Origin of the sequence: Kushneria halocnemicola, from assembly GCF_965650455.1 — a bacterium.
Classification (GTDB): domain Bacteria; phylum Pseudomonadota; class Gammaproteobacteria; order Pseudomonadales; family Halomonadaceae; genus Kushneria.
In genome coordinates this window covers 908297-920591 of sequence record NZ_OZ287968.1, presented here as the reverse complement: position 1 = coordinate 920591, position 12295 = coordinate 908297, and the positions used below count along the sequence as shown (strand labels likewise).

Annotated in this window: 12 protein-coding genes; 11 read left to right on the top strand and 1 reads right to left on the bottom strand. The window is 58.8% G+C overall.

Annotation, left to right across the window (positions count from 1 at the left end; all coding sequences use genetic code 11):
• Positions 1-996: 996 nt before the first annotated feature.
• Positions 997-1320, bottom strand: a complete 324-nt coding sequence (gene fliE, locus ACS92L_RS04110; RefSeq protein WP_438767253.1) for a flagellar hook-basal body complex protein FliE — start codon at positions 1318-1320, stop codon at positions 997-999.
• A 264-nt stretch (positions 1321-1584) separates the two neighbouring features.
• On the opposite strand from fliE, the gene fliF reads away from it, so the two are divergent.
• From fliF to fliP, 11 genes are all read left to right on the top strand, one after another.
• The gene (gene fliF, locus ACS92L_RS04105; RefSeq protein ID WP_438767252.1) at positions 1585-3330 is read left to right on the top strand and encodes a flagellar basal-body MS-ring/collar protein FliF; all 1746 of its coding nucleotides are present in this window, start codon (positions 1585-1587) and stop codon (positions 3328-3330) included.
• Positions 3317-4321, top strand: coding sequence for a flagellar motor switch protein FliG (gene fliG / locus ACS92L_RS04100; protein WP_438767251.1), 1005 nt, complete (start codon positions 3317-3319; stop codon positions 4319-4321). The genes fliF and fliG overlap by 14 nt, the downstream gene beginning before the upstream one ends.
• The gene (locus tag ACS92L_RS04095; protein WP_438767250.1) at positions 4314-5006 is read left to right on the top strand and encodes a flagellar assembly protein FliH; all 693 of its coding nucleotides are present in this window, start codon (positions 4314-4316) and stop codon (positions 5004-5006) included. The genes fliG and ACS92L_RS04095 overlap by 8 nt, the downstream gene beginning before the upstream one ends.
• Positions 5007-5033: 27 nt before the next feature.
• Positions 5034-6410 carry a flagellar protein export ATPase FliI gene (gene fliI, locus ACS92L_RS04090; protein ID WP_438767249.1) on the top strand — a complete coding sequence of 459 codons (1377 nt, stop codon included), beginning with the start codon at positions 5034-5036 and terminating at the stop codon, positions 6408-6410.
• 61 nt (positions 6411-6471) lie between these two features.
• The gene (fliJ, locus tag ACS92L_RS04085) at positions 6472-6918 is read left to right on the top strand and encodes a flagellar export protein FliJ (protein WP_438767248.1); all 447 of its coding nucleotides are present in this window, start codon (positions 6472-6474) and stop codon (positions 6916-6918) included.
• A 30-nt stretch (positions 6919-6948) separates the two neighbouring features.
• Positions 6949-8589, top strand: a complete 1641-nt coding sequence (locus tag ACS92L_RS04080; RefSeq protein ID WP_438767247.1) for a flagellar hook-length control protein FliK — start codon at positions 6949-6951, stop codon at positions 8587-8589.
• Between the two features lie 247 nt (positions 8590-8836).
• On the top strand, positions 8837-9328 hold the full coding sequence (gene fliL / locus ACS92L_RS04075) for a flagellar basal body-associated protein FliL (RefSeq protein ID WP_438767246.1): 492 nt from the start codon (positions 8837-8839) through the stop codon (positions 9326-9328).
• Between the two features lie 6 nt (positions 9329-9334).
• Positions 9335-10342: a flagellar motor switch protein FliM gene (gene fliM / locus ACS92L_RS04070; RefSeq protein WP_438767245.1), complete on the top strand. Its 1008-nt coding sequence runs from the start codon at positions 9335-9337 to the stop codon at positions 10340-10342.
• Positions 10335-10853, top strand: a complete 519-nt coding sequence (fliN, locus tag ACS92L_RS04065) for a flagellar motor switch protein FliN (RefSeq protein ID WP_438767244.1) — start codon at positions 10335-10337, stop codon at positions 10851-10853. Before fliM ends, fliN begins: the two co-directional genes overlap by 8 nt.
• 46 nt (positions 10854-10899) lie before the next feature.
• Entirely contained in the window at positions 10900-11454 is a 555-nt protein-coding gene (gene fliO / locus ACS92L_RS04060; RefSeq protein WP_438767243.1) for a flagellar biosynthetic protein FliO, read from the top strand.
• Positions 11451-12233, top strand: a complete 783-nt coding sequence (gene fliP / locus ACS92L_RS04055; RefSeq protein ID WP_438767241.1) for a flagellar type III secretion system pore protein FliP — start codon at positions 11451-11453, stop codon at positions 12231-12233. The genes fliO and fliP overlap by 4 nt, the downstream gene beginning before the upstream one ends.
• Positions 12234-12295 lie beyond the last annotated feature (62 nt).

The window sequence follows — 12295 nt, the reverse complement described above, 5'->3', positions numbered from 1 at the left end:
AGAAGCTTTTTGTGATCTGTGTCGTCGTAACCCTGCATCTCTGCTTTGGCGTGCTGACTTGCGGTTGGAAATACGTGTAATTCCGCCATTGCCGTCCCCTGCGAGGTCATTTGATATTTCAGTAAGTAACTTTGACTACGCAAAAGGTAAAACGAGTAACTTAAAGAAAGTGTGCCGCAGCGCGCATTACACCTGGTTATAACTGATCCCGCGGGTCACTGACCGGGCCCATCGACAACAGGGTGTCACGAGTCACGGCCAATGCATGCGCCGCCTTCAGCCCGATATCAACTAAACAGACAACCCTTTGTTTCAATTGAATTTAATTCTCGATCGATCCGGAAAAAAACCTGCTTTTTCGTCCATCCGATCGGAGCCGCCCCTGTCCTGATGGTTCAATAAATGACCTGAATCGCTGAAATGTCATGTTTGAACTCATGTTTTTTTGCGACTTACTGTATCAGAACATTTTCATACAAAAGCGTTTCGGCACAATTTTTTCGCTCGATCGAGCGCTTTTGACGACAGCTCCGGCAAGGGAGACCCATCATGAGCATCACTTTCCCAGTTAAAAATCCTCCAGCGCCATCCCTCGAGCCGACCCATTGCAGCCCTGTCCGTGTCGCCGGCTCATCGTCTCCTCTGACAAGCAGAATGCTGACATGAAAGCATCCAAAAAGGCCGGTCCCTGGCTGATTCTGGACGTCCCCTGCGTCGATAGAAGGTTTGATATTCACGACGATAGCGGCCGGATCATGCCATGGGCCGTCAATCGCGAAGGTACATGAAGGCTTTTTAATAGACCCATTGAGGAAATCGGCAGACGGCTTGCCAGCAGCAAGCCAGACTTTTGTGGACAGTCGCCTGAGGCGATCATTGATGGTCCGTACAGGAAAAGCCAATAACAAAAGAAGCGCCCTTTCGAGCGCCTCATGAATCTGGAGAGTCTGCGAGGACGCAGTGTCGATCTCCCTTCGATACTCGTATCCGGCTGGCTTATACCTGCATGCTCATGATTTCGCGATAGGCGCTGAGAACACGGTTACGAACCTGAACGCCCATTTCCATGGAAACGCTGGCTTTTTGCATATCGACCATGACGTCATTGAGCGCCACATTGCTGTCACCGCGTGAAAACGCCACGGCCTTGGCCTCGGAAGCCTGCTTCAGGCCATCGATTCGATCGATGGCGCCCTTGAGTTCTCCGGCAAAACTGACTCCCCCCGCCTGCTGGGCAGCATTGTGCTGACCGCCAGCCTGCTGCGCCACGCCCTGCATCTGCTGAACCAGGGCCTGAAGGCCCGCTGCTGCCACTGACATGTTGGTAACTCCGAGAGAGTAAAAGTAACTAAAAGTAAATTTTGTCACCGAATGCAGCGCAGCTTAAAGTCAAAGTGCTCCTGTCGATTGTTCTAAATAGTGAAAAAAACAACGGCTATTCGATCCTTCAATCTGGTTACTTCCCGTAATAATGACGCCACTCCCGGTATAGGGCGCCACCGTTTCCGGTGCCCAGCGCATAAAGAGTCTGCCGATGCCCATCGAGCTGAACCCGCGTAACCCCAATAACACTGAGGCGATGTGATGAGTGCTCAAGCAACACAAGGCACCGATCAGAAGCTGTCCGGACTGATGGATCGCCTCAAGGCCAATCCGCGTCTGCCCCTTATTGTGGCCGGCGCTGCCGCCATCGCGATTCTGGTCGTGCTCTTTTTATGGGCACGTGCGCCCGACTATCGCGTGCTGTTTTCCAATCTGAGCGACAGCGATGGTGGCGTCATCATCGCCCGGCTGGATCAGATGCAGGTGCCCTACCGCTTCTCGGAAGGCGGTCAGGCCATTCTCATTCCGGCCGAGCGAGTCGAACAGACGCGCATGGCGCTGGCCAGTGAAGGCCTGCCCAAGGGCGGCGGTGTCGGCTTTGAGCTGATGGATGGCCAGTCGTTTGGCATCAGTCAGTTTGCCGAGCACGTGAACTATCAGCGCGCACTGGAAGGTGAGCTGGCACGCTCGATCGAATCCATTGAAGCGGTTCAGTTGGCTCGCGTGCATCTGGCCATGCCGCAGGAGTCCGTTTTTGTCAGGGATCGCCGCCAGCCTTCGGCATCGGTCATTTTGACGCTTTACCGCAATCGGGCCGTCAGTGAGGGCCAGGTCAGCGCCATTACGCATCTGGTCTCCGCCAGCGTGTCCAACCTGCCGGTCAATCAGGTCACCGTGGTGGATCAAAGCGGCAATCTGCTGTCGCAGTCCGGTAGTGAGGGCAGCCGCAACCTCAATGATTCACAGCTCAAATACACCGGGCAGATCGAGGAAAGCTATAAAAAGCGTATCGAAACGCTGCTGTCGACCATTGTGGGTCACAACAATGTGCGCGCTCAGGTCACCGCCAATATCGATTTTTCGGTCGGTGAACATACGCAGGAAACCTATGACCCCAACCAGAATCCCGAGCAGGCCAGCGTTCGCAGCATTCAGTCCAGCGAAAGCGAACAAAGTGGCAGCGGTGGTGCCGGTGGCGTTCCCGGGGCGCTGAGCAATCAGCCGGCCCCTACGGTGCCCTCGCCTGTCGAAAACGCCGCACAAAATCAGAACAACGCGCAGCAAAACAACGATCAGAATGCTGATGAGGAAGAGACCACCACGACGCAGGCCCCGGCCGCGCCGCGCTCTTCCACGCGCAGCAGCACGACCAACTATGAGATCAACCGGCTCATTCGCCACGTACAGGAAGACACCGGCCGGGTACAGCGTCTATCGGTAGCCGTCGTTGTGAACTACCGCGAACGCACGGGTGAAGACGGACAGACCGAGATGGTTGCCCTGTCCGAGGAAGAAATGAACCGGATCCAGCGTCTGGTGCGTGAAGGAATGGGCTTTTCCGAGGCGCGCGGCGATTCGCTGGAAGTGGTCAACGCCGCCTTTAGCCAGCAGGCAACGCCTGAGTCACCGGAACTGGCCTGGTATGAAAACCCCGAGATCATTTCTCTGGCCAAAACGCTGGGACGCTACCTGCTGATTGCCATTGTCGCCTTCATTCTCTGGCGCAAGCTGCTCAAGCCGCTGGTAGAACGTCAAAAGACCGTACTGACCACGACAGGTGCTACCGCCGAAGGCAGCAACGGTACGGGAACGCTGCTGGCAACCGCCGGAGATGACGACGAGGAAGAGGCGCCCGAGGCCGACATTGCCGAACAGATCGCCAAAAAGCAGAAACGCCGTCAGCGCATCGAACATGAAACCCTGTTGAGCACGGTCCGCGACCAGGCTCAGAAAGACCCCAGAATGGTCGCAATGATTATCAGAGGCTGGATCAATGGCAAAGACTGAGGGCAACGAAGAAGGCATCGAGCGCAGCGCCATTCTCATGATGGCACTGGATGACGATACGGCCGCCGAAGTCTTCAAGCATCTGTCACAGCGGGAAGTGCAAAAGGTGGGTCTGGCCATGGCCGGGCTCACCCAGCTGACCAACGAGCGTCTGATGGAAGTGCTGCGACAGTTTGATACCGAAATCGAAGAGCTTGGCGGTTTGAACCTGCAATCCAGCGACCATATCCGGTCGGTGCTGGTCAAGGCGCTGGGCGAGGAGCGCGCCTCGAGCCTGCTGGAAGACATCTTCGAATCCGGCAACGATTCAGGCATCGATGCACTGAACCTGATGGAGCCCAGCGTGGTGTCTGAAATGATCCGCGATGAGCACCCGCAGATCATTGCCACCATCATGGTGCACCTGGAGCGTCATCAGGCCTCTGAAGTGCTGGCACGCTTTGATGAATCGCTGCGTAACGATGTGGTACTGCGTATTGCCACCTTCAGCGGCGTCCAGCCGGCCGCCCTTCAGGAACTCACCGAAGTGCTCAGCGGGCTGCTGGATGGTCAAAACCTCAAGCGCAGCAAGATGGGTGGCGTGAGAACCGCCGCCGAAATCCTCAACCTGATGAACAGCACTCAGGAAGAAAGCGTTATCGACAGCGTGCGCCATCATGACGATTCGCTCGCCCAGCAGATCCTTGACGAGATGTTCGTTTTCGACAACCTGGCCGATATCGACGATCGCAGCATCAAGCGCATCCTGCAGGACGTCGACAGCAACTCGCTGGTCATTGCGCTGAAGGGCGCGCCGGAAGAGATTCGCGACCGCTTCCTTGCCAACATGTCCTCGCGCGCCGCAGAGCTTTTGCGCGAAGACATGCAGATGCGCGGCCCGATTCGCCTGTCGCAGGTCGAAGCCGAACAGAAAAACATCCTGCAGCTGGTACGCCGTCTGGCCGATGCCGGCGAAGTGACCCTGGGAGGTGGCGACGACGCCTATGTCTAGGTCAAACGATCAAGGCGCATGGCAGCGCTGGGAGATGGGTCGTCTGGAACGACGTGAAGCGCGACAGCCCTCCCCCGAGGTGCTGGAACAGCACAACATCCCTCAGCGTCGTGAAGAAGACGATATCCGTCGCGAGGCCTTTGAAAAGGCACGTCAGGAAGGCTTTGAACAGGGCCGACGCGAAGGTCATGACGCCGGTTATGCCGCAGGGCTTGAAGCCGGTCGCGAGCAGGCGCATCAGGAGTACCAGCTCGAGCTTGAGTCGCGCCTGCACGAGGCGCTCGCGCCGGTGGCCGACGTGGTCAACGCCTTCGATACGGCCGCTGGAAAGCTCAAGGACGATATCGCCTACGCGCTGGTCGAGCTGGCGCTGGAAACCGGCCGGCAGCTGGCCGGACGGTCGCTGGAGCTGGCGCCCGAACATATTCTCGATGATATCGAGAAACTGATGATGGAACACCCGACCCTGGGCGGCACGCCGCGCATCTGCGTGCATCCCGATGATCTGGTCATGGTTCAGAAGCAGTTGAGCACCCTGCTGGGTGATGCCGGCTGGCAGCTCAAAAGCGATTCATCGCTGTCACGCGGTGACTGCCGACTGGAAACCGATCAAATTGAAATCGATGCCACTCGCGATGATCGATGGGAACGGCTGCGTCATGCCGTCGGCCATGGCAAGCACTGATGACGCCCGGGACAGGAGACAGCGACCATGTCAGTAAACAGTGACGCCATGCTCAATCAGTGGAAACGCACGCTGGAAACGGCCACCCGCCGCGTACAGAAGCTGCCGGCCAATCGTGAACGTGGCCGGCTGACGCGCGCCACGGGGCTGGTACTGGAAGCGGTCGGCCTGCGTCTGCCGCTGGGCTGTAGCTGCATGGTCGAGCTGGCCGACGGTCAGGGAGAAGCCGAAGCCGAAGTGGTCGGCTTCAACGGCGACCGACTCTTTTTGATGCCGCTGGTTGAAACCAGCGGTCTGGTGCCCGGCGCGCTCGTCTGGCCCGCCAACCCGCGGCCGGGCGCCAGTCAGTCCCAGAGCAAGCAGCTGCCGGTAGGCGATGCCCTGCTCGGGCGCGTGGTGGATGCCCGTGGCCGGGTACTGGATGGCCGTGGCCCGCTGGTCGAGCCGGATAATGTCTCGCTCAATGCGCCCATGCTCAATCCGCTGCAGCGTGCTCCCATTGAGGAAGTGCTCGACGTGGGGGTGCGCGCCATCAACGCTCTGCTCACGGTGGGTCGCGGCCAGCGCCTCGGCCTTTTTGCCGGCTCCGGCGTGGGCAAAAGCGTTTTGCTGGGCATGATGGCCCGCTACACCCAGGCCGATGTCATCGTGGTGGGGTTGATCGGGGAGCGTGGTCGTGAGGTCAAGGACTTCATCGAAAACATTCTGGGTGCCGAAGGACAGCGTCGCGCCGTGGTGGTCGCCGCGCCGGCCGACATGTCACCTCTTTTGCGCCTGCAGGGCGCAGCCTACGCCACCCGCCTGGCCGAGGAATTTCGTGATCGCGGCAAGAACGTGCTGCTGATCATGGACTCTCTGACGCGCTACGCCATGGCCCAGCGTGAAATTGCCCTTGCCATCGGCGAACCGCCGGCCACCAAGGGCTATCCGCCCTCGGTCTTTGCCAAGCTGCCTGCGCTGGTCGAACGTGCCGGTAACGATGCACCGGGCAAGGGCTCGATCACCGGATTTTATACCGTACTGACCGAAGGTGATGACCAGCAGGATCCGATCGCCGATGCGGCGCGCGCCATTCTCGATGGCCATATCGTTTTGTCCCGAAAGCTTGCCGAAGCCGGCCACTATCCGGCCATCGATATCGAAGCATCGATAAGCCGTGCAATGACAGCGCTTATCGACGAACCACATTTCGAGTGCATCAAATACTTTAAGCAGATGTTGTCACGCTATCAGCGCAACCGCGATCTGATCAGCGTGGGGGCCTACGCCGCAGGCAGCGATCGACTGCTGGATGAAGCCATCAGGCTCTATCCGGCACTGGAAGCCTTCCTGCAGCAGCGCATGAGTGAACGCGCCGATGTCGAGCATTCAGTAGAAGGGCTCAAATCGCTTTTGACTTCATAGCGCTCAGGACACCGACCAACAGACGGCCATTTGGCTGACTGCCACCGATACCGAGGGGACCATGTCCAATCATTCATCACTTGAAATGTTGATCGAGCTGGCTGAAGGCGATCGAGACGCCGCGGCCAAACTGTTGGGCCAGCTGCGCTCGGCGCATCAGCAAAGCCACACGCAGCTCGAGATGTTGAGTGATTATCGCAATGACTACCTGCGCCGCTTCGAACAGGCGATGCAGCGTGGCCTGACCATGGCCTCCATTCAGAACTATCAGCGCTTTTTGTCATCGCTCGATCGCGCCATCGAGCACCAGCGCCAGCAGGTCGATCAGCATCAGGGACGCATTACCCGCGGCATGACGAACTGGCAGCAGCAGCAAAAGCGTGTGAACTCCTATGACGTTTTGATCAGCCGACGCCAGCAGGAAGCGCAGCACCGCATGAACAAGCTCGAACAGCGCCAGAGTGATGAGTATGCCAGTCGGGCAACCTCTGCGCTGGGTGGGTTCTAACCACGTTTTTTCTGTCAGGAAACATGACGCATGCTGACGCCAATCAACGCTCAGATTACCTCTCAGGGTTCTACCAGCGCCAACACCAAAGGCAGTGAGGGTGACAACGGCTTCGGCGCGCTTTTAAACGATACAAAAGCGCGCCACAACGATAACGCAGATTCAACAGCCACCGCCGATGCACGCACGCAGCCGCCCTCTCGGCAACAGGCTCGTGCTGATGACACAGGCTCTGATGAGAAAGGCCGTCCTCTGAAAGGAGATGGCCGTGAAAGCGTTGCTGAGGGTCGTCGTCCCGCGCAGATGCAGGTCGGCAACACTCGTCAGACACTGTCCAGCACGCTGGAACAGCTTCAGGGAAACCGGCTGGAAAACCGTGACCGGCGTGACGAAGCGACGTCACAGCGAATCAGCGATCGCACACTGACGGATCAGACATCGGGTGACGCACGCCAGGCCAGAATTGCCGCACTGGCGGATGGCCGCCAGATGCTTGAACCACTGGGCACTGAACGTGTCGGCAGCAGGCTGGCCGGTGCGGAAAAGCAGGCGGCCAGCCGTGTCGATGCCAGAGCCGAGGCGCCCGGTGACAAGAGCAGGCGTCTGACCGACAGCGAGCAGACAGACGACAAGAGCCCTTTGTACGCCCTGATGGACACCGGCTTTTTGATGCAGCCAGCAACGGCACAAAAGGCGCCTGCCGGACGTGAAGGCGCCCTGCCTGCTCGAAGTGCCATGCTGGAGCAGGGGCTGCGCGGTCGCGATGCCGCAGCCTCGGATGATGCAGCAGGGGCATTGAAGGCGCATGACAAGGATGGCGGCAAAAATGATCGTCTTTTTGGCGAGCTTCTACAGCCGACACGAAATGAACGTCTTTCCGGCGAAGCCCTTCAGTCCAGGCCGGGCGAACGCTTCTCCGGCGATGCCCTCCAGTCCAGAACGGGCGAGCGCTTCTCCGGCGATGCCCTTCAATCCAGAACGGGCGAGCGCTTCTCCGGTGAAGGACTTCAGCCGCGCGACAGCAGCCGTCTTTTCGGCGAGATCCTTCAGCAGCGTGAAGGCCCGCTTTTCCGAACGGGTGGTGACACGCTGCCGGGCGCTCATACAGCGGCTTCCGCTCCCAGCGACAGCCCGATGAACACGCTGTCTGCCCTGACGGGACAGACCGGCACCGGCTCGATGGCACCCAGCGCCGCCCAGGCGGTGACAACAGCCACGCTGCCCGCCATGGACAGCGACCAGTGGAGTACGGCGCTCGAACGCCAGACCATCAATCTCAGCATGCGCGGTGGCGGTGAAGCACGTCTGAACATGAACCCGCTCGAGCTGGGCCCGCTGTCCATTTCGTTGAAAATGGGTGAGCAGAGCGCGCAGCTGCATATTGCGTCACATCACGCCCAGGTACGTGCGGCGGTCGAAGCTGCCCTGCCGCAGCTTCGTGAGGCCTTCAGTGCCAATGGCATTGAACTGGGGCAGGCCTCGGTCAGTGATCAGGGCAGCTTTCAGCAGGGCGGCTTCCAGCAGCAGCAGGAACGAACGCCCGGCGCGCTCGCCGGCCGTAATGGCTCGGGTAGTGTTGCCGGCCTCGACACTGATGCCGACAACGATGTGATTTCGATCAGCGCCCTGCCGGGACGCTCGCTCAACGGCGGCATCGATCTTTTTGCCTGATTATCCCTGCACCACCAAAACGTAATGCTCTTCAGGGCCGCTCTGGACGCTACCAGCGCGGCCCTGCTGTTTTGATCAGAGGCCCATCGAATGTCAAAACGTTGAGATAACCGTATGAGAGCGCGCTATTTGATCCATCGTTTGTCGCGCCAATCCGTACCATGGCATCAACCCGAACACGCCATGACACATGATGTTACGGATTAACGAACAAGTGTTCTCAACCCGGATGGATTGATCTGACGCCATGACTACTTCTACCGCAACGCCTCCGGCCAAGGCCGGCAGTAAAAAACTTCTCTGGGTCATCGTCGCGCTGCTGGTCATTCTGGTAGGCATGGCGTGTGCCGCCGGTGCCTGGTTTTTCCTCAAGGGAGACACCCCGGCCGAAACAACACACGAGAGCGTACAAAGTGCGCCGGCACCCGTGCCGGTCTTTGTCGAGCTCAAGCCGTTTACCGTGAACCTCAACGATGGCAGTGGCCGCATTCTCTACATCGGCATCACCCTCAAGGCAGACGGTGAAGCCGCGGCCAGCACGCTCAGAGAGCAGATGCCCGAGGTGCGCAACCGCATCCTGATGGTATTGACCGGCCAGCAGGGCGATCAACTGACCACGCCGGCCGGCAAACAGGCTCTGGCACAAGCATTGATTGGCGCCTTTGAGCAGCCCTTCAATGGCGATACAAGCAGCGTCGCGGTAAGCGATGCCCTCTTCACCGATTTCATCGTTCAGTAGGCCCCCATGGCAGATGACATGCTGTCCCAGGAAGAGATCGACGCGCTACTCAAAGGGGTGAGTGGCGAGGAAGAAGAGACGCGTTCCGGGGACGTTGGCACCAAGCGTATTCGCCCTTTCGATCCAGCCAACCAGCAGCGTGTGGTACGCGGCCGGCTGCAGTCGCTCGATATCATTCACGAGCGCTTTGGCCGTCGCTTTCGCATGGCGCTGTTCAACCTGATCCGACGCACGGCAGACATTACGGTCGGCCCGGTCAAGATTCAGAAATACAGCGACTTCACGCGCAATCTGCCGGTACCGGCCAATATCAACATGATTGCCATCAAGCCGCTCAAGGGCAACGCGCTGATCGTGTTTCCACCCAACCTGGTCTTTCTGGTGGTGGACAGCCTTTTTGGCGGTGATGGTCGATTCCTGACCAAGTCGGAAGGTCGGGAGTTTACGCATACAGAGCAGCGGATCATCCAGCGTCTTTTGAACCTGACGCTGGACAGCTACGCCGAGGGCTGGCAGTCCATCTATCCGGTAGAGCTTGAGTACCAGCGCTCTGAGATGCAGGTGAAATTCACCAACATCACCAACAGCGCCAATGAACTGGTGGTCAATACCACCTTTCACGTCGAGGTAGGCGCCTTTGGCAGTGATTTTCACATCTGCATGCCCTACTCGATGATTGAACCCATTCGCGAAACGCTTTCCGGACCGCTGCAGCGCAACGACCCGGAAGAAGATCGCGAAAGGATGCAGCGTCTTGCCGGTGAGGTGAAATCCTCGAGCGTGGATCTGGTCGCGGACTTTACAACGATCGAGACCACCCTGAGCAAGATCTCGAAGCTGTCGGTGGGTGATGTGCTGCCCATCGATCTGCCTCAGGACATCAACGTGCGCGTCGACGGTGTACCGGTCATGGCCTGCGATTACGGCAGTCTCAATGGCCAGAAGGGTCTGCGCGTCAAAAGATTGATCGACCATCGTCCCATCGATGCCCACAGGAATACGCATCATGACTGATCCCAAAAATCCGGATTCACCCAACGACAAGATCGACGAGATGCCCGATGACTGGGCCAGTGCCATGCAGGAGCAGGGAGCTGGCACCGACGAGGACGACATCGACTGGGGCGCGGCCTTCGCCGAAACCGGTGAAACACCGGAACACGAACTCGAAGTGCCGGCCCCCGCGGCTGCAGCTGCCACGGCAGAATCCGCCAGCGACCGGATCTTTCGGCCATTGTCGGGCACCGACGCTCACGGTCAGTCTCGCGAGCTTGATGTCATCATGGAGATTCCGGTCACGCTGTCGGTCGAACTTGGCCGGACCCGCATGACCATTCGTGAGCTGCTGGATCTGGCCAAGGGATCGGTCGTGGAGCTTGACGGTCTGGCCGGTGAGCCCATGAACATCCTGATCAATGGCTACCTGATTGCTCAGGGTGAGGTCGTGGTTGTGGAGGACAAATACGGTATCCGTATTACCGATATTATTACGCCCTCTGAACGCATTCATAAGCTTAATCGTTGAATGCATGCCTCGCTCGTGCTAAGTCGTGTCCACTGAATGAAACGATATGAGTCATCCCATGACCGACAGCAACACGCGCGAGGCAACGGCCTCCGCCCCCTTGAAACACGCACGGCCTTTCGCCGATGGCCCGCTTGATGCCGAAGCGCTTAACAGCGCCCACCATGTCGGCAGTACCCATGTCGGCGTGACGCCAGCGACCTCCTCGCCCGCCTCCCTGGCCCAGGACAGCGGCCTGGGTGTGGCGAGTCTGGGCAAGACGGCGCTGGGTCTGGCGCTGGTACTGCTGTTGATCTGGGGACTGGGGGCGCTCATGAAACGCCTGGGGCCGGGGCGACGCCTACAGGGTCAGTCGCTTCGCATTGTGGCCAGCCAAAGCGTTGGCGCCCGCGAGCGCGTGGTGGTCGTTGAGGTAGAAGAGACCTGGCTGGTTCTGGGCGTCACACCCAATAGCATCAATCGACTTCACGAGATGCCGGCAAAATCCCGGGACCCGCTCAACACTACCGGGTCACCCGTCGATCAAACGGCCTCTTCTCGCCCTTCCTTTTCCGAAAGCTTCAAGCGTGCGCTGTCACAGCGCTTTGATAGGCGCCCATGACCCATTGTGCCCTGCTCCGTCTGCCTCACCGGACCCGACACTGCCTGCCGATGTTTTTGCTGTTGCTGGCATGTCTTGTGTCACTGCCGGTCCACGCTTCGGCCGAATTCCCGGCCATGACCAGCCAGCCCATGGACGGCGGCGGTCAGTCCTGGAGTCTTTCCGTCGAGACGCTGGTGCTTTTGAGCTCGATGGCCTTTTTGCCGGCCGCGCTTTTGATGATGACCGGCTTTACGCGCATCATCATTGTGCTGGGGCTTTTGCGCAGCGCGCTGGGTACTCAGTCTTCGCCGCCCAATCAGGTGCTGGTCGGTCTGGCGCTGTTTTTGACCTTTTTTGTCATGTCACCGGTGTTTGAGCAGATTTATGAAACGGCATGGCAGCCGCTGTCAGAGGGCAATATCGGGATGCCGCAAGCCATCGAAATCGGCAGCCAGCCGCTAAGAGAGTTCATGCTGCATCAAACGCGTGAAAGCGACATTGCCATGTTTGCCGGCATTGCCAACATGCCCGCCATGGACGGCCCGGAAGATGTCCCCATGCGTTTGCTGCTGCCATCCTTTGTGACCAGTGAATTAAAAACCGCCTTTCAGATCGGATTCACGATTTTCATTCCGTTTTTGATCGTCGATCTGGTCGTGGCAAGCGTTTTGATGGCACTGGGTATGATGATGGTGCCGCCGGCCATCGTTTCGCTGCCCTTCAAGCTGATGCTGTTTGTACTGGTCGATGGCTGGGGGCTTTTGATGGGGTCGCTGGCGCAGAGTTTCTATATGTAGCCATGCCGGCGGCGGCTGGATATTCCCGGGGTACCAACCCCGCATTGTCTCGACTTCAAGGA

Excerpts from the sequence above, each read along its gene's own strand:
- fliE (WP_438767253.1), bottom strand. The coding sequence starts at position 1,320 with ATGTCAGTGGCAGCAGCGGGCCTTCAGGCCCTGGTTCAGCAGATGCAG.
- fliF (WP_438767252.1), top strand. The coding sequence starts at position 1,585 with ATGAGTGCTCAAGCAACACAAGGCACCGATCAGAAGCTGTCCGGACTG.
- fliG (WP_438767251.1), top strand. The coding sequence starts at position 3,317 with ATGGCAAAGACTGAGGGCAACGAAGAAGGCATCGAGCGCAGCGCCATT.
- ACS92L_RS04095 (WP_438767250.1), top strand. The coding sequence starts at position 4,314 with ATGTCTAGGTCAAACGATCAAGGCGCATGGCAGCGCTGGGAGATGGGT.
- fliI (WP_438767249.1), top strand. The coding sequence starts at position 5,034 with ATGTCAGTAAACAGTGACGCCATGCTCAATCAGTGGAAACGCACGCTG.
- fliJ (WP_438767248.1), top strand. The coding sequence starts at position 6,472 with ATGTCCAATCATTCATCACTTGAAATGTTGATCGAGCTGGCTGAAGGC.
- ACS92L_RS04080 (WP_438767247.1), top strand. The coding sequence starts at position 6,949 with ATGCTGACGCCAATCAACGCTCAGATTACCTCTCAGGGTTCTACCAGC.
- fliL (WP_438767246.1), top strand. The coding sequence starts at position 8,837 with ATGACTACTTCTACCGCAACGCCTCCGGCCAAGGCCGGCAGTAAAAAA.
- fliM (WP_438767245.1), top strand. The coding sequence starts at position 9,335 with ATGGCAGATGACATGCTGTCCCAGGAAGAGATCGACGCGCTACTCAAA.
- fliN (WP_438767244.1), top strand. The coding sequence starts at position 10,335 with ATGACTGATCCCAAAAATCCGGATTCACCCAACGACAAGATCGACGAG.
- fliO (WP_438767243.1), top strand. The coding sequence starts at position 10,900 with ATGAGTCATCCCATGACCGACAGCAACACGCGCGAGGCAACGGCCTCC.
- fliP (WP_438767241.1), top strand. The coding sequence starts at position 11,451 with ATGACCCATTGTGCCCTGCTCCGTCTGCCTCACCGGACCCGACACTGC.